We start from the raw sequence: 15,986 nt of genomic DNA, 5'->3' as shown, positions 1-15,986 counted from the left end.
CCGCCCGTTACGCGTTGACAGCCATCGAGTGCTGGCCCGACTTTTCCAAGTACTCGGCAAACTTGGCCTCGTCGCCCTTGTTCTTGTACTGCAGGGCCAGCAGGTATTCCAGGCGGCAACTCTTGACCTTGTCGTCACCGGCCTCCTTGAGCATGCGCTCCAGCTCGGGGATGTCGTTGTGGCGCTTGAGGATCATCGTGTCGTACATCAGCTGGCATTCGTGCGCGACTGCCTCGGCCTGACCGCCCTCAAAGCCCTTGATCTCGTGCAGTAACTCCTTGGACTTTTTGCGGTCCTCCTGGCCAACGTAGTAGTTGAAGGCCTTGATTACCAGGTCGACGCGCTGCATCTTGGGCAGGTTGAGTCCCAGCAGCAAATCGAACATCTCGTCGGCACGCTTGTGGTCCTCGCGCAGCAGATAGGAGTTCAGGCGCAGGTAGTCGCGGTTGTAGCGCGGGTACAGCATACTGGTGAGTTTGGCGTCGAGCAGGCGATCGAACTCGTCCCACCGCTTGGCAGCCATAAGCTGCTGCAGGCGCTTAAACGTGGTACGTTTTTTGACGCTAAAGAATACCGACACGGCGATACAGATGATAACGACGGCGGTCCAGAGGGTGCGGGAATCGGGCATATTAGGGTCCTTAGTCGCTCGTAAAGCGAGCGGTATGGCAACACGTACTAGATGTATTATACGCAGCGCGCAAGCAAACTGGCATAAAAGCTCATCGAGGCCGAGCGCCATCGCTCGCTGCGGTACACTTACCTAAAGTAAACCATGAAGGGAGACATTACCTATGAAGAAGATCGTTTTGGCTTGCGGTGCTGGCGCTGCCACTTCCACGCTCGTTGCCCAGAAGGTCGCCACCATGCTCGACGCCAACGGTTATGCCGACAAGTACGAGATCGTGCAGTGCGCCATCTCCGAGGCCAAGGACGCTTGCGACGAGGGCGCCGACCTGCTGATCGCCACCACCGTTGCCCCCGAGGGCCTCACCTGCCCGTACGTGAGCGGCGTGCCCTTCATGACCGGCATGAACCGCGTCGCTGCCGAGAAGGCCGTTCTTGACGTCATGGCTCAGTAGGCGCTGACTGCATGAGTGAGCAGAACGCCAATCCGGTAGAGCTCTTTGGTATGCGCGTTGCCCATGTGGGCATTAACGCCGCCGACCCGGCAGACGCCTTGGAGATTGCGGAGCTGTTCTCGACGATGATGGGCCTGCCCGTCATCGAGACCCCCGTTTCGTACTTTAACGATTCGCTGGTCGAGATCATGAAGCAGAACGGTCGTGGCACCAAGGGCCACATCGGCTTTGCCGTCAACGACATCGATGCGGCCGAGAAGTGGTTTGCCGAGCGCGGGCTCGAGGTCAACGAGGAGTCGCGCGCGCTGCTGCCCGACGGTAGCACCAAGCTTGTGTACTTTAAGCGCGAGTTCGCCGGCTTCGCCGTGCATCTGTGCCGCGAGTAGCGTACAAGCTGCCATAGCTAGCAAAAAGGGATAGGGCCGCATGGCCTTATCCCTTTATTTATGCCGAGGGATCGACTTTTGCAACGGTCAAAAAACCGAAGTCTAATACTTTTCCGAGAAGTGAACGAGACAAATCAGCCCCCCGAAGCATCGACACTTTAAGGGCATCGTTTCCTGCAGTTTCGATGCTAGAATCCTGCGATTTTGCGGCCGAAAAATGCGGATGCTTCGGGGGTCCGAATATGGTCGTTCACTTCTCGGGAAAAGTATTAGACCTCGATCCACGAGGGGGCATCCCTACCGTGGCAGGCGAATCGTAAAGCGGCTTCCGACGCCCTCGACCGAGGTCACGCCGATGACGCCGCCGTGGCTGTCGACGATCCACTTGGCGATAGCGAGCCCCAGGCCCGAGCCCTGTGCGCCGGCATCGCGTGCGTTGTCGGCACGGTAGAACCGCTCGAACGCTTGAGCTGCGGATTCCTGGTTCATGCCGATGCCCTCGTCTTCAACGGCTATGTCGATCGTGCCCGCGCCCGCATCCGGCGCTACGCCAAACGAGATGGGCGTGCCCGCGTCCGAATACTTGGCGGCGTTTTGCACGATCACGCGCAGTGCCTGCTTCACGAGTGCCACGTCAACCGATGCGCTGCAGCGCGGGTCGCTGGTAAGTGCGGCATCGTACGCCAGCCGATATGTGTGCCCGGCATCGATCATCTGTGATTCTTCGCAAACCTCGCCGACCAGTGCAGCCAGGTTGGTATTCGCGCGCCGCAGCACGGTGCGACCGGCATCGCCGCGTGCCAAAAACAGCAGCTGCTCCACGAGCTCCTGCATATGCTCGCTTTCGGCTTTGAGCGAGGTGATGGATTCTGCCAGCACGTCCGGGTCGTTTTTGCCCCAGCGGTCGAGCATGTTCACGTAACCCTGAATCACCGCGATGGGCGTGCGTAGCTCGTGACTTGCATCGTTGACAAAGCGCATCTGCTGCAGCTTTGCCTCTTGCATCTGACGCAGCAGGCGGTTGAGCGCGACCTCGATACTCGCCAGATCGGCATCGCCGGTGGTGACGCTCGGCGAGTCGACGCTTGCGCGCTCGATGGCCTGCTCGAGCGTTTCCATCTTGCCGCCGGCGAGCTGCATGCGGCCGAGCTCGTCAACGCGCAGGGCCAGGTCGTTGAGCGGCGCCATAGTGCGGCGCACGCGGCGGGCTCCGCCGAGCATGTTGAGCACGCTGATAACCTGCCAGCCCGCAACGACAAGGCAGAGAGGCCATAGCGTGACGAGGTCCTGTGCGAGGGGGAAGGTCTTGGTGTTACGCGCGAGCTCGACGGTATAGGTGAGCGTGGTCAGGTCCCAGCCGCGCGCAGGGGTCAGCGACATGCTGCGAACGGCGGCGCCGGGGATCCATCCCGCGGTAAACGCGCCATCGGGCAGCGTCTGGTTGTAGCCATAGACGAGGATCGCCGCCGCAACAAGCAGCAGTAACAGATCCAGCCAGACGTAGCTCACCAAGCGGCGCCACATATAGCCCCAGTTGATGGCGCGGGCGATGGAGGTGACGCGCTTGGCCTCGGCGTTACGCACGGCAGACATAGCCCACCCCGCGCACGGTCTGGATGATACGGGCTCCGCCAGCGTCCTCGATCTTGGCACGCAGGTGCGCAATGTGCACGTCGACGTTGTTGGTGTCGCCCACGTAGTCGTAGCCCAGCGCCTCGTGCGCGATGCGCTCGCGCGTGAGCACGGTGCCGGCGTGCGCCATAAGCAGGGCGAGGACGTCGAACTCGCGAGCCGTGAGCGCGATGGGCGAGCCGCCGACCGTGACTTCGCGGCGGTCGGGGTCGAGCGCAACCGAGCTCACGGTGAGCACGGCGGGGGAGGGCACGGCAGAGGTCTTGGCCGAGTCGCTAGCCGGGGGTATCGCAACGGCGCACCCGCCCGCACCGCCCGAAGCCGCCCGCACGGCTTCCGAGCGTTTCATCGCCACACGGATCCGTGCGAACAGCTCCTCAATTGCAAACGGCTTGGTTAAGTAATCGTCGGCGCCGGCATCGAGCCCGGCCACCTTGTCCATCACGGCATCGCGCGCGGTGACCATGATCACCGGCACATCCTTGTGCTTGCGCACGCGCCGCAGCACCTCCATACCGTTGAGCTGCGGCAGCAGCACGTCGAGCAGAATCAGATCGTAGTCGCGCTCCAGCGCCAGGTCAACGGCGGTGCGGCCGTCGGCGGCGTGCTCCACCTGGTAGCCCTCGTGCTCCAGCTCGAGCGTCACAAAGCGGGCGATTTTCTCCTCGTCCTCTACGATCAGGATCCGTGCCATGCGTGCTCCCGTCTGCGATTACTTGTCGTCGTTCAGATTTTGCTTGATGTCGTCCGCGGCATTGGCAGCGCTGTCCATCAGGTTGTTGATGCTGCCGGGCACGTCGCCGTCGCTATCGATGCGGTAGCGCATGCCAAAGAACAGGCCAAGCAGCATCAGCCATATCGTGGCGCCCCAGGCAAACAGGGCGACGATGGGAATCAGGATGGGGATGTTGAGGATGATCGCGTCGCGGCGCGTGGCGATAAACTTGGTGTCCAGACTCAGGCGGAAGAGCTTTTTGAGGTACTCCCACACGCCGTCCATCTTCTTGGAGAAGTCGGTCTTTTCGCTCGACTTTTCGTAGGCGACCTGCGCGGCGACCATCTCGGCCGAGGGCTCGTCGGCCGGCGCGGACTCGGTGGCGGCGTGCGCCGACGTGGTCTGGGTCTTGCCCTGCGACTCGAGCCAAATGATGGCGTCCAGAACGTTGCCGTCGGAGACGTCGAGCGCGGCCTTGGCATCGGTATAGCTCACGTTGCACTTGGTGCGGATAGTTTCAACTTTTTCGAGGTCGTCCATGACCTTTCCTTTCGTTCGATGGGCGCGACGCCGGGCGATCTACCCAGGCGCGAGCGTTGTGTTCGGCGGCCTGCGTTGCACCGCTCCGCCCTTGGTCGAACTCTATAGTGCAGGTTATAGATTAAGCGATTCTTGAGCCAAGATTAATGTTGGATGAGTTTTTGGGTGGCAGTAGGGAAGAGAGAGGTGTCCTTCTGGGTAGCTAGCAGCGAGGTCTAATACTTTTCCGAGAAGTGAACGAGCTAAATCGGACCCCCGAAGCATCGACACTTTAAGGCCACTGTTTCCTGCGGTTTCGATACTGGAATCCTGCGATTTTGCCGCCGAAAAATGCGGATGCTCCAGGGGTCCAAAAACAGCCGTTCACTTCGCGGAAAAGTATTAGACCTCGATGGAGAAGAGCTGTTGCCAAGCAGCAGGGCAGCGGCAGAAAAGGGACAAACAAGGCATGCCGATCATATAGAATCAAAATCACGTTGCAAAAGTCTGAAAATATCCTATAATTGCGACATGAAGTACTTTAGCAACATAACGGCGATAAGTGAGCTTTCCGAGAGCGAGGGCGTGTTCACTACGGCCCAGGCGGCCCGCATGGGCATCTCTCGAGATGCGCTGGCACACTCATGCCGTGCGGGGCGTCTTGAGCGGATATGCCACGGCGCCTACCGGATGGTTGGAACACAGCGCCGAGACACCGACGAGCTCAACGCTCTTTGGAAGCTCACCAATCCCTCCCTTTGCGCGTGGGAGAGAAAGCGCCAGTGGGATGGCATTGCCGTGAGCGGTACGACTGCGGCGAACCTACAGCAAATGGGCGATTTCTATCTGTCCCCCTACAGAATGACCGCACCCATGCGCATCAATACAAGAAACGAATCCCTTTCTTTTGCAAAGCGCGAGATTGCTGAGCAGGATATCGTTTGGCTCGACGACCTGCCGGTAACCAAACCCGAGCGCACGCTTGTCGATCTTTGCCTCGATTGCGAGGATCCTTCATTAATCATCGATGCCTATCACGACGCGCTTGGGCGTGGGCTCGATACGCAGCGGCTGAAAGAACTCGTGGAAGAGAACTCTAAAACCGCCAAACGACGCGAACTGATGAGGCCATTGCTGGTTGTGCTAAACGGCTAATGCGAAACGGAGGACATGGGATAGTTAAGCCGGCGGCAGGACCAGTTCCTGCCGCCGGCTTGGGACGTTGCTGCCGTCTATGCTCTATTCGCAGGTCTGGTCGACCACCTGAGTGACGGCCTTCTTTGCGGCTTCGAGGTCGCGCTGGGCTTGGGCGACGGCAGCCTCGGCTTGTTTCTTTGCGTCTACGACCTCGGCGAAGCGATTGATGGATTCGCTGTACTCGCGCGTGCGCGGGTCGAGCGCTGGCGGGACTTCGATCTCGAACAGGTCGTTAGGGCGGATGGCGCGGATGCTGGCTGCTTCGGTTAATGCTTGAATCAGCTGCGCTCCATGGCCTTCTGTAAGGTATCCAACGATTATCTCCGAAAACACCACGCGCTCCTCTTCGGTCATCGTTTGGAACGACGGGCGAATGACGGTGGTGTTATGCGAAGCAACCAGGTGTTGCTTCGCGTCATCGGCGCTGACGACGAGCAGGTTGGACGCGCCGTAGCGACCCAGCATGCGTGGCATGACGATATCTCCAGCGCGGAGTTCGTAGCGATCGAGAACGCTGGGGTTCACCTTTACGATTTTGGAATCCGAGCCATTTGCACTCTCTACAGCATCTACGGGTAGAAGGTTGCCGTCTTGAAAATCCTGAGATGAGATGCGGCGTACCTCGATTGCATCAATGTCGTTTGATGTGGTGCTCTCGCGGGGCATAAATGGAGCTACTCGCGTAAAAGCGTCACCGAGCGTAGCCCTGTAGTTTCGGGTGAGGCTGATAAGGCTGATTTTGCCTTTTGAGAGGGCTGCGCGATGCAGCAGCAATTCACGCGTGGCAAAAGTGGACGTTTCGATAGGCGTTGATCTGGACGTATTGGTATCAATGCGGGTCCAGTCGGGGGAGATAGCAAAGGTGATATCTGAGTAATACGATGTTTCTGTCACATATCGAAAACGCGGCCCGGATTCGATTGCGCTGCGAAATGCAACGCTGCGATTTCCCGAAGACAGTATGAGAAGCGCGCTTGTCATGTAGGGCCTGGGTTCAGAAAGTGGCAAATACACGACGCTCTCGATGAGTCCTTCGCGTATCAGGATCGTGCGCGCCTGCTCGGCTTTATCGAGTAGGTCGGCGGGCAGCACTACGGCTGCGCGAGTGCGATTCGAAAGGGCGAGCGCATACAGACACCAAATAAAGGGACCCCAGTCACAGAAATCGAGGTAGCCGGGCTCTAAGTAATCGATCAAGGCGATACATTCTTTTTCGATGTCGTGTTTGCCCGTACAGTAATACCCCGATGCGTCGATAAACACCGGAGCCTCATCGCCATTGCCCGCGCCCTGCCTGCCGGGTTCAAGCTCGCAAATATCGGGTACGCCGTTGCTGTTCAGACTGAAACATTCACGAAGCGCCTTACAGTCGATGGCGCCAGGCAGACGGACGGTGAGTAGACGGCTGCCCTGCTCCAGATTAAGCGCGCGTGAGAGGGCGGCGGCGGTGAGACGTGGCAATGATGTTGTTTCACGCATGTATAGAGACCTTTCTTCTTAGTGGGTTATATATTAGCAGAATAATTTGATAATTTCTAATGACGAGAACAGCGCACTGTGCTATCCTCGAAGCAATCCAAAACCAACTCAATAATAACTGCTTGATACAACCGCTATGCAGCCTTTAGGCAAACTGCGCTATCGAGCAGGGCAATTTCACTTACGAAGCAGCAGGTTAGGTCAATAACTACTACCTATGCCTCAGAACATTCTAAAACCTAGAACAAACTTACCGACAAACATTTGCAACTGGACAGGAAGAAGCATCCATGAAGAACGAAGACAACATTTATGAGGTATTCCTCAACACGCTCGACGAAGACCTCCGTGGCATGTGCGAAAAGAACGTGAAGGCAGAGAAGCCGTTTCCGTATCCGTACTGCGGTGAGGAGAACGTTGAACGCCTCGCTAAGGCGCTTGTTGGCGTACTGGAAAAGCATTCACCCGATATTCCCGGGCTGGTGCCCGAGCAGTATCGAGACGATGTGCACGAGGCTCGCGAGCTTTTGGCCGCGGCGGCGCTCGCTTTGCTGTCGCTGTACTTTCCCCAGCGCGATAACTGTATGCGCTGCATGGCCATCTTAATTAGCCTGTTTCGGCACGGAAGCAATCCGCGCTTTAAATCGAGCGGCGTGCTCATGTTTGAGCAGGTTTCGACAGGTATGAAGTACTCGTCCGAAAAAGGGGGACGCATTCCGTCTCGCTTTGTGCGAAGCATCGACTACAAAAGACCCAGCGACCACGTGCATCGCGATGGATCGCATGGATTTACGGCGGACGAAGACGATGCCGTCATGTTTTTCGAACGTTACCGCGTGATTCAGCAACGCGTATTCGATGCGAGTTCGCGTTTCAACTTCGAGCTATGTGTCAAACGCCCGTTTGAGGCGCTTTCGGACAATCGGCAGAACTTTTATTACAGGGAGGAAAAGATGGAAACCGATTTGGCAACCAAGGTACAGAGGCTTCGGGACCGCTACACCCTCAACTACGCTCAGGCCAAGGGATACGACCTGCTCGACAAGCTGATGATCGAGTCGTTGCTTGCGTATCTGCGCGACGGGACGGTCTCAACCGTGGCGCGCGAGAGCTATGTGGCGCAGGCCGAGCGACTGATTGACGGCGCGGTCAAGTTGCCATGCGCGACAAGCCCCAAGGAGGGCGAAGGCATCGGCCGTATTTCCTAGCAACTACGCAGAACCATCGACAAGAAAGGGGCCGTGACATGTCGGTCATTAAGATGTACGGCTACGAGGCCGCACAGCAAACGGAGTATCAAGCCAAGAAGTGGGCGACCAAGGAGGAAATGCAGGCGCTGTCGTCCGGCGATGAGCAGCGCGATGTGATCTTGGCGCACGGTGCCACGGTTGCTTTTTACGAGGGCGATAAGCACTGGGAGACGAGCGTGTCCAACAACGTGTTTGTCTTTGGCGGAACCGGCAGCGGCAAAACGGCGAGTTTCGTTTTGCCCAACCTGCTCAATCACCACGAATGCTGTTATGTGGTCACAGACACCAAGGGTGAGCTGCTGCGCCGTACGGGGAAAGGCTTTGAAGAGGACGGCTACGAGGTAACGGTTCTCGATACTGTTAATCCCGAGCGGTCGGCCGGATACGACCCTCTGCGTTACGTGATGGATGTCGAGGATATCCCCACCACAGTGGCGGCAATCATGGAGGGGGTCGATCCTGATGGGCGCAGCTTTAGGAACGACCCGTTTTGGGACAACGCGAGCGATCTGCTGCTCCGAGCGATTATTGGAATCCTGTTCCTTTTGGAGTGCCTTGCCGGCACATTTGCGCCGGGTGGGGATCCCACGGCTCCGCGCCGCTACCTTAAGATGAACAACGTCTTTAAGCTGGCCGCGCTCATCAAGGTCACGGGAGATGGCGAGGGCCGATTTCCGTTGGACTACCTTGTGGGGCAGGTGGAGTCCAAGGAATTTCTTGGCAGGTATGAGTCGGCGAACGCGGACCTGTATGGCGTTGAGCAGTACCGCGATTTTCGCGGAGCAGCCGATAGGACGCTTAAGAGTATTCTGATCACACTCAATGCGACCATCTCGCGGCTTAAGACTCCCCAGCTTATGCGCGTCTATGAGAAAGATGAAATGCGTCTTGACCGTATCGACGAGGGCAAGCGCGTAATCGATCTTAAGGTGAGCGACAACGACTCGACCAATGCATGGCTTGCCAACGTTGCCCTTAAGCAGCTGTTTAACCTGGCCCAGCGCCGCGCCGACGCCAGCCCTAGTGGGCATTTGCAGCGCCGCGTGCAGTTTATTCTGGATGAGTTTCCCAACGTGGGCCGCATCCCCGATTTTGAGCGGAGTATTGCGACCGTGCGCAGCCGTGGCATGAGCTTTTTGATGTGCGCGCAGTCGTTGAGCCAGCTCGATGGTGTGTATGGCGAAACCACAGCTCATACCATCCTCGATAACTGCGACAGCTTGGTCTACATGGGCGGCGGCAGCAACATCGCGACGCAGAACTACATAAGCGAGCTGTGTGGCGAGTCGGTTTTGGGCACCAACTATGTGGGCGCCGAGCGCACTGCCGTCGATGTGCGCGGTTGCGTGATAACCCCGGGCGAGGTGGGGCTTATGCCGCGCGCCGATTGTCTGGTCAAAGTGACCGGCATGCGCCCCTTCCGTGCCAAGAAGTATTTTTGCGGTGATCATCCCAATGCGGCCAAGTGGCTGAGGGATTAGTCCTTGCGGCTTCGCGTGCTCCATCTTGCTTATTTGGCCGCACGGCTTCCATTAGCCGTAAACCGTGCGGCCCCGTTTTGCCTCCTTACCGATTCCGTTTAGAAGGGAATTACCATGTCCGTTATGTATCGTGAACCCAGCATCATCAAGAAGTCTAAGGACGGTCGCGTTGCCGCCGTAGATATGGCAAGCGAGCTGCTCAACAGTCGCGTGCTGCTGCTGGAGGGCGAGGTCAACGACCTAACCTGCAACGGCCTCATTAAGTCCATGCTGGTGCTGGAACATCAAAGCGCGGCCGAGCCCATCACCCTCATCATCAACAGCCCGGGCGGCAGCGTTACGGCGGGGCTGGCGCTCATCGACACCATGCAGTCGCTCGACTGCCCCGTGATCACGGTGGGCGAGGGCGTCGTGGCCTCGATGGCCGCGGTGATCCTGGCCTGCGGCGACCACCGCCAGGTGTACCGCCACACGCAGGTGCTCATCCACCAACTGATGGGCGGCACAGGCATGGCGCAGCAGACCGATATCGAGATTGTGGCCCAGCATACAGCGGCCATGCGCGCCGAGCTGGACGAGCTGCTGGCCGAGCATGGCAACCTGAGCGCGCAGGAGTTCCACGAGCTCACCGAGCGCGACTGCTGGTGCAACGCCAAGCGCGCCCTGGAGCTGGGCCTGGTGGACGAGGTGATTGCTCCGAGTAAGAAGGCGCTCTAGCGGGGCATATGCCCTACAAGCACGTTAAACAGGGCGAATGAGCACGTAGTTGAACAGCCAGAAAGAGGTTGAACATGAGTAGGATTTGGGATGTCGACGGTATTGAGTGGGAAGATCTGCCCACCGTGAGCGACCTGCTGTGCGCTGCTGACACAAAGATCCTGGCACCCGAGGTTGCCCTGCGATACGGCGGCAAGCCGGATGACCGTGGCCGTGTCGATAACGAGCGCGACCTAAAGCGCGCCCGCCGCAAGATCAAAAAGCTGCGGAAGATAGATCCCGAGCCCAGCGACAAGATCGTCCTGTTGCCCAAGCATGTCATCAATCGTCGTGGTGCAGGCCACGGCTTTGGCTATTACGACGTGGAGCCGTGCGCCTTTACACGCAGTGGCGCGCAAAAGTCAGGGGAGGCCGCGTGTGCTGAGGTGTACCCGTGGGAACTGTTCCTACTGAACGAGGAGCCTGCAAGCGTCGTTCTAGGCTATCGCGTATGGCTCGGCGGCGAATGGGACCTATGCGAACGTTATCGCTTTTTGGCTGTGGTGTGCGCCAGCGCGCTGCATCGCATCCGCGAGCAAAAGGAGCTGCGCAAGTGCCTCGAGAAGGACGATGCAGCCTGCGATATGGACGAGGACGAGGCGATTGAAGGCGTTCGTCGCGACGTGCTGTACCCCGAGGACGTAATCAACGCAAAGCTCGGCGGCTATTGGGATACGAGTCTGGGACTCGATCTGCCCTGGAAGGACGAGCATTTCGAGACCTGCGTGCGAATCGACAGGGCTATCGATGACCTGTTTATTGAGGAGACGAAGCGCAATGCCGCGGAGCTTGGGAAGAAGCTTGAGCGCGGGTATGAGGAGCGCGGGAAATAGGTGGATGAGGCCCTTACGGGATGCTCCTGCGAATGGCAGCCGACAGTCCGAGATGAATTCCTGACTGTCGGCTGCCATTCGTGTTAGCTGATGTTCATTTTTGGATGGTCGGGGTAGAAAAGATCAAGACCACTTTCTATTGGTGCGAAATCGAGAAATGGAAGGGTTTTAAAATAATCTGTTTCGAGTCCGATATCCAGAACGGACGCGAAGCGTTCAAGGCTGTAAAAATGTGCAACTTCAGGATTACTATCGACAGAATATTCTTGGATTCGTCGTAATTTGGAAACGAGACATTTGTATTGATAGTTCAAGTCAATGGTAGAGGTCTTGCCGTTTTGATGGGCACTTCCCATATGCTGAGCGGCAGTAAGCATAATTAGGTTTTCGCGATAGGACGCAATCTCCTTTTTCTGGCTTTTCGGGAACATATGATGGGCCGCGTTTGCGATGTCAGTGGCGTTCCAGTCTAGAACTTCGGAGCGACCATCACGATAGGCAGTGTTTAGGTTACGAACTTCACCCATTGCCTTGGCGATCGCCTGCTCGCTCTTGCTGTCATACTCGACGAGAGGAACAAATTGACTGCGCGCGATGTTATTATCTTTGCCATTATTTACATCTCGCCAATTTGGGCGGTTGTAAATAATGTCGTTTTTAGTAATTACATTGGGAGATAAATGACCACCAACAGTGCCGTGCATATTACGCCTGAATGCTAGTGGATTAACAACCTTTGCAAATATACGATTGGCTTCGCGTGGGGTTCCCTTGGGCGTATTCGCAATTTCAAAGGAGGCGAAAGCTTCTTTCAGCCTCTTGTAAGACGCCTCATCCTGCTCTTCAAAAAAGATTCTGAAAGGTTTCCATGCACAGCTATCCTTAAGTGTTTTTTCGATATAGCCACAGAGGAAAAGAAGGGCGTTTACATCTTTTCTCGAAATATAATCGAGCACTTCATACGAGGCAACTGTAAAATAAATCGGTCTTTTGCCTGTCTCGTTGAGCACCCCAGCTGCTGCTAGCATTTTCATAATTTGTCGATAAAACTTATTGTATTCATCAACCATGGCTCTCGACAAAGGATTTGGTTTTGTAAATTCCATCTGGACTTGATCGACGGCGCCTCGGTATTTCCAGATATCCTTGTTTGTAAATGGCTCGGCGCCCCCGCTTTCGAGATAGTCAATTATTTGATTTGCCACAAAACAGACAACGTCCATTGTGCATTTTTGGTCAATCCAGCAGCCATTGCGCGTGTTCCTAAGGTCGTATTCATGGCGAGCAAAGAATGCGGCGAGTTCAGCACTGTTCATCTTTCAACACTCCATAGAAAAAAACACTAACAGCATCGACATTAATTGACTGAGTAGATAGATTTCTTGCGATACGATAGAAGCTACGGTATTCGTCGGTGGAGAAAAAGAGTCTCTGTCGTTCAGATAGCTTCATTTTATATTTTGGAATCAACACTGCGACTGAGCCGTCGGGAATCGCGCCGATATCATTCCGTATAACACGAGGGTTATACGTCATGTTTGGAGTCAAATAGACATCGTTTCGATCCATATAGGCGAATGCGCTGGTTTCCCGTGCAGCATCAGCGTCGATATAAACGTCGTAGCCATTAAGGTGGGTAACGCCAGAACCGTCATCGTTAATGTTCCTCGCCTTAATCACCCATATTGAATTAGGGGTGCAAACATGAGTTGTTATTCTTTTCGTAATCTGTCGATCGCGGAATACCCGGAATGCGTCGAAAGACAGTTTGGAAGCAACGGCGTCAAAGGAATCGTTACGGTAGAGAAGGAAGCACGGATACTTCTTGTCGGTAATGTAAGACTGCTTCTGTTCTAGCAATAAATTGTGCTTTGTGTTGCGAACCGTCGTCTTCCCTGGGGCTGAGTTCGGATATACGATCAAGCACATTGTTTCAATTGAAACGCCGCTAAAACCAGAACGACCGAAGTCAATAACGGTATCGATTCTCATGTTCCTTAGCATTGTGCGAGTCAATTCATATTCAGAGGAACTCAAAATAGTTTTATTTAAAACGATTGCAACGCAATTGCTGATGCGAGTGCATTTTTCAAGGAATGCCGCAGCCGTATCTTTTGTATTTTTGTTGACATTCAGCTTGAGTGTCTCGATGACCTCTTTTGAGGGGTTTTTTATTTTTGAAAAAGGAGGGTTCCCGATAGCTAGATCGAACCTTTGGGAGAATTTTTCAGCAAGAAAGTCAGCTTTATGAAAAATAATTTCAAAATTGTCAGGTATTTCCATGCGCCTGAGTAACAATTTTAAAGCGTCAAGACTGTCTTCATCGATATCGACTATTTCCAATGTCACCTTTGGAATATAATCATATGTTTTGAAAACAACTGGTAGAAAGCCGCCCGCACCAACAGAAGGTTCGAGAATGCGAATATGATTTTTGGTGAAGATCGGTAAAGCACTACCAATTTTGCTGGTAATAAAACGATTCGTGTAATAGGCGGCATTTTCCTCACGCTTTGCATTGCAGAGTTCAACAACCCTCATGAAAGAAGCCTCGTCAAGGTTGTCTGGGTTATCGCTTATGTAAGATTGCAGGGCGTCCTTCCCTTTATTTGTGAGAGTCGATACAACTGTAGTTGTCTCGGCGGGCCCTAAATGCCTACTGCTAAGAAATACCCTGATGCGAGAAGCAACTTGCCGAAGGATATTTGTCGGCACTGCCTCGCCGATGCATTGACGAATGTTCAACTCGTGTTTCTTATAGATCTCTCTCTTTTTTTCGTGAGGCATATTATTTAGTTCAGCAAGCTGATACGGAACCCACTGAAAGCTGTCAGGAATAGTCATGAGTGCCATGAGCTCTCTAATAGAGAGAACTCGATCTTGCTCGGGGTGAATTGTATTTTGCGCAGCAAGCTGGTCGTTTCGGGTTGTGATGCACTGGGGGAATCTGTCCCAAAGCTGCCTAGTGTACTTGTCGCGATTTTTTCTCGCGTTCTCGACTCGCTTTCCGTTGACAAAGTGATGGGGCCTCTTCTCGGGATCGGTGTTGTCAAACGCAGACTCACCTTCTTTAATGTCGTGAATCCATGATCGCATTTGGGGTCTATAGGTCCTAAAAGCATGGTAAAAGTCAGAGCCGGAGATTTCTCCCCACTCCAATTTTGGGAACCCGCCGATGACTTCCCTCAAGGTTTTTTCGGTTTGATAGGCAGGGAAAAGCTGAATGGGGGCAATAAAATTCTGATATTTTTTATTGACTCCTATTACGAGTGTTCTTGTCCTTGATGAGTTTGAACCATAGTTCATAAAATTTAGAATCCTGGCACAAATTTCATAGTTGGTGCCAAGCTCTTTTTCGATATATTCACCAATGCGAACGGGCTCTCCATTGTTTGGGACGCAAATCGTTTTTTGGAATGCCTGAACATTTTCAAATATGAAAAACCGCGGCTGTACCTGCTTTATGATGTGAACTGATTCTACAACCAGGCTGTTGCGAGCAATGTCGTTCTTATTTTTTTTGTGGTTAATTACGCTAATCCCCTGGCAGGGTGGCGTTGCGATAAGGACGTCGACTGAATCATTGCCCAACCTACGCCATTTATCTATTTCGCTGTAAATTTTCTCCTTGACCACAGATTCGGTAATATCGCCAATGATGTACCCCTCATTGAAATGGCATTTGCTGTTAGCCTTTTGTACAGCCATCCTACGGGCGTTGAGTTCATTGGAAGCGATGCATTGGTACCCTTCTTGTTTAAAACCATAGCAGCCGACGCCTGCGGAGCTGAAAAGGGAAACATATGTGAGGGTACCGTCACGTAGCATTGCTAATTAATATCCAATCCTGCAGCCAATACGCAAGTAATTTATTTTATTTGAACTAGCGGACGGCAAAGGAAAATACAGCCAAAATACCGGACTCGCTTCGGCGCCTCTAACTCACCAGAATGGTCATGCCAAAGCGCATGCCGTATAAATTGATCTAAATGATAGGTTGATTTTCGATCTCAGCCGAACACATTGAGCAAATAGGCCATTCCCGCAGTTAGCCGAACGCCCCCGCGGCCCCCCCCGGGGTCCGGGGGCGGCATTTTCCCAGTTGAAGGAACGGGGGAGATGTGTTTCGATGGGTCCGGTGGCCATGCTCCGCCCGCCGCCCGGCGCCTCTTCCCAGACTCAGCCGGACGGTCGGTCCGTCTATTCCGTTTTTCCTTCTAGGCTAGGACAGCGGGGCATCGCCCCTCTCCGCGCGCGCCCGCTCGATGAGCCCCGGCGTCAGGTCGAGCTCCTCGACGGGCACGTCCTCCACGCCGTACGCCTCGAGCAGCGCCGCCGCGTCGCCGCCGAGCATCGCCCGGAAGGCGCGGGCGGGCGTCGCGAAGCCGAGCGCGCCGCGGGGCTCGGAGTTCACGTGCGACATGGCCAGCGCCAGGTCGGCCGGGGCGAGCCGGTCGAACCTGAGGCCGCGGCCCTTGGGCAGCAGCTTCCTGATCTCGACGTGGTTGCGCTCGCAGGCGCCCTTCTGGTCGCTGCGCCGGGGGTCGCAGTAGAACAGCCTCGTCTCGCCGGGCCCCTCGCCGAGCAGCGCCGCGATCGCGTCCTCGTCGGAGAACTCGGGGCCGTTGTCGGTGAGCACGGCGCGGAACACGCGGC

General features: G+C 55.3%; 14 protein-coding genes and 1 pseudogene. 7 read left to right on the top strand and 8 right to left on the bottom strand.

From position 1 onward, the window contains the following. Window positions 1-7: 7 nt before the first annotated feature. Entirely contained in the window at window positions 8-631 is a 624-nt protein-coding gene (locus DWZ15_RS08220; protein WP_118450410.1) for a hypothetical protein, read from the bottom strand. 163 nt (window positions 632-794) lie between these two features. Here DWZ15_RS08220 and DWZ15_RS08215 point away from each other — a divergent pair, with 163 nt between their 5' ends. Both DWZ15_RS08215 and DWZ15_RS08210 read left to right on the top strand, forming a co-directional pair. Beyond that, window positions 795-1,082, top strand: a complete 288-nt coding sequence (locus DWZ15_RS08215; RefSeq protein WP_117736040.1) for a PTS sugar transporter subunit IIB — start codon at window positions 795-797, stop codon at window positions 1,080-1,082. A gap of 11 nt (window positions 1,083-1,093) precedes the next feature. Beyond that, on the top strand, window positions 1,094-1,468 hold the full coding sequence (locus DWZ15_RS08210) for a VOC family protein (RefSeq protein WP_118450408.1): 375 nt from the start codon (window positions 1,094-1,096) through the stop codon (window positions 1,466-1,468). 297 nt (window positions 1,469-1,765) lie between these two features. Here DWZ15_RS08210 and DWZ15_RS08205 read toward each other — a convergent pair whose 3' ends face one another. Genes DWZ15_RS08205 through DWZ15_RS08195 form a run of 3 tightly spaced genes read right to left on the bottom strand, consistent with a single transcriptional unit; the run spans window position 1,766 to window position 4,355 of the window. Continuing rightward, a complete protein-coding gene (locus DWZ15_RS08205) occupies window positions 1,766-3,061 on the bottom strand; it encodes a cell wall metabolism sensor histidine kinase WalK (protein WP_118450406.1) in 1,296 nt (431 codons plus the stop codon). Further along, on the bottom strand, window positions 3,045-3,794 hold the full coding sequence (locus DWZ15_RS08200; protein ID WP_118450404.1) for a response regulator transcription factor: 750 nt from the start codon (window positions 3,792-3,794) through the stop codon (window positions 3,045-3,047). Before DWZ15_RS08200 ends, DWZ15_RS08205 begins: the two co-directional genes overlap by 17 nt. Before the next feature lie 18 nt (window positions 3,795-3,812). Then, window positions 3,813-4,355: a DUF4342 domain-containing protein gene (locus tag DWZ15_RS08195; protein WP_118450402.1), complete on the bottom strand. Its 543-nt coding sequence runs from the start codon at window positions 4,353-4,355 to the stop codon at window positions 3,813-3,815. 330 nt (window positions 4,356-4,685) lie between these two features. On the opposite strand from DWZ15_RS08195, the gene DWZ15_RS08190 reads away from it, so the two are divergent. Beyond that, a complete protein-coding gene (locus DWZ15_RS08190) occupies window positions 4,686-5,489 on the top strand; it encodes a type IV toxin-antitoxin system AbiEi family antitoxin domain-containing protein (RefSeq protein WP_369833268.1) in 804 nt (267 codons plus the stop codon). Between the two features lie 84 nt (window positions 5,490-5,573). Here DWZ15_RS08190 and DWZ15_RS08185 read toward each other — a convergent pair whose 3' ends face one another. After that, the gene (locus DWZ15_RS08185; RefSeq protein WP_118450398.1) at window positions 5,574-7,010 is read right to left on the bottom strand and encodes a hypothetical protein; all 1,437 of its coding nucleotides are present in this window, start codon (window positions 7,008-7,010) and stop codon (window positions 5,574-5,576) included. Between the two features lie 290 nt (window positions 7,011-7,300). Here DWZ15_RS08185 and DWZ15_RS08180 point away from each other — a divergent pair, with 290 nt between their 5' ends. The 4 genes from DWZ15_RS08180 (at window position 7,301) to DWZ15_RS08165 (ending at window position 11,330) form a co-directional block, all read left to right on the top strand. Continuing rightward, complete coding sequence (locus DWZ15_RS08180; protein ID WP_117767002.1) at window positions 7,301-8,218, top strand: hypothetical protein; 918 nt, start codon at window positions 7,301-7,303, stop codon at window positions 8,216-8,218. Window positions 8,219-8,256: 38 nt separating this feature from the next. Continuing rightward, the gene (locus DWZ15_RS08175; protein WP_158564414.1) at window positions 8,257-9,741 is read left to right on the top strand and encodes a VirD4-like conjugal transfer protein, CD1115 family; all 1,485 of its coding nucleotides are present in this window, start codon (window positions 8,257-8,259) and stop codon (window positions 9,739-9,741) included. A 114-nt stretch (window positions 9,742-9,855) separates the two neighbouring features. Next, complete coding sequence (locus DWZ15_RS08170; RefSeq protein WP_117799836.1) at window positions 9,856-10,458, top strand: ClpP family protease; 603 nt, start codon at window positions 9,856-9,858, stop codon at window positions 10,456-10,458. Window positions 10,459-10,532: 74 nt separating this feature from the next. Further along, window positions 10,533-11,330 carry a hypothetical protein gene (locus tag DWZ15_RS08165; protein ID WP_118450396.1) on the top strand — a complete coding sequence of 266 codons (798 nt, stop codon included), beginning with the start codon at window positions 10,533-10,535 and terminating at the stop codon, window positions 11,328-11,330. An 83-nt stretch (window positions 11,331-11,413) separates the two neighbouring features. Here the strand turns inward: DWZ15_RS08165 and DWZ15_RS08160 are convergent, their stop codons facing one another. From DWZ15_RS08160 to DWZ15_RS10575, 3 genes and pseudogenes are all read right to left on the bottom strand, one after another. Beyond that, on the bottom strand, window positions 11,414-12,646 hold the full coding sequence (locus DWZ15_RS08160; RefSeq protein ID WP_118450394.1) for a restriction endonuclease: 1,233 nt from the start codon (window positions 12,644-12,646) through the stop codon (window positions 11,414-11,416). Next, on the bottom strand, window positions 12,633-15,158 hold the full coding sequence (locus tag DWZ15_RS08155) for a DNA cytosine methyltransferase (protein WP_118450392.1): 2,526 nt from the start codon (window positions 15,156-15,158) through the stop codon (window positions 12,633-12,635). Before DWZ15_RS08155 ends, DWZ15_RS08160 begins: the two co-directional genes overlap by 14 nt. Before the next feature lie 394 nt (window positions 15,159-15,552). Next, window positions 15,553-15,986, bottom strand: a pseudogene (locus DWZ15_RS10575) (IS30 family transposase); the annotation flags it as partial.

It is taken from the genome of Collinsella sp. AF29-7AC, from assembly GCF_003475665.1.
Classification (GTDB): domain Bacteria; phylum Actinomycetota; class Coriobacteriia; order Coriobacteriales; family Coriobacteriaceae; genus Collinsella.
Note: the sequence above shows the minus strand (reverse complement) of the source record. Positions and strands in the feature narration are given on the sequence as shown.

Coding starts and splice junctions, on each gene's coding strand:
- DWZ15_RS08220 (WP_118450410.1), bottom strand. CDS start 631: ATGCCCGATTCCCGCACCCTCTGGACCGCCGTCGTTATCATCTGTATC.
- DWZ15_RS08215 (WP_117736040.1), top strand. CDS start 795: ATGAAGAAGATCGTTTTGGCTTGCGGTGCTGGCGCTGCCACTTCCACG.
- DWZ15_RS08210 (WP_118450408.1), top strand. CDS start 1,094: ATGAGTGAGCAGAACGCCAATCCGGTAGAGCTCTTTGGTATGCGCGTT.
- DWZ15_RS08205 (WP_118450406.1), bottom strand. CDS start 3,061: ATGTCTGCCGTGCGTAACGCCGAGGCCAAGCGCGTCACCTCCATCGCC.
- DWZ15_RS08200 (WP_118450404.1), bottom strand. CDS start 3,794: ATGGCACGGATCCTGATCGTAGAGGACGAGGAGAAAATCGCCCGCTTT.
- DWZ15_RS08195 (WP_118450402.1), bottom strand. CDS start 4,355: ATGGACGACCTCGAAAAAGTTGAAACTATCCGCACCAAGTGCAACGTG.
- DWZ15_RS08190 (WP_369833268.1), top strand. CDS start 4,686: ATGCGGATGCTCCAGGGGTCCAAAAACAGCCGTTCACTTCGCGGAAAA.
- DWZ15_RS08185 (WP_118450398.1), bottom strand. CDS start 7,010: ATGCGTGAAACAACATCATTGCCACGTCTCACCGCCGCCGCCCTCTCA.
- DWZ15_RS08180 (WP_117767002.1), top strand. CDS start 7,301: ATGAAGAACGAAGACAACATTTATGAGGTATTCCTCAACACGCTCGAC.
- DWZ15_RS08175 (WP_158564414.1), top strand. CDS start 8,257: ATGTCGGTCATTAAGATGTACGGCTACGAGGCCGCACAGCAAACGGAG.
- DWZ15_RS08170 (WP_117799836.1), top strand. CDS start 9,856: ATGTCCGTTATGTATCGTGAACCCAGCATCATCAAGAAGTCTAAGGAC.
- DWZ15_RS08165 (WP_118450396.1), top strand. CDS start 10,533: ATGAGTAGGATTTGGGATGTCGACGGTATTGAGTGGGAAGATCTGCCC.
- DWZ15_RS08160 (WP_118450394.1), bottom strand. CDS start 12,646: ATGAACAGTGCTGAACTCGCCGCATTCTTTGCTCGCCATGAATACGAC.
- DWZ15_RS08155 (WP_118450392.1), bottom strand. CDS start 15,158: ATGCTACGTGACGGTACCCTCACATATGTTTCCCTTTTCAGCTCCGCA.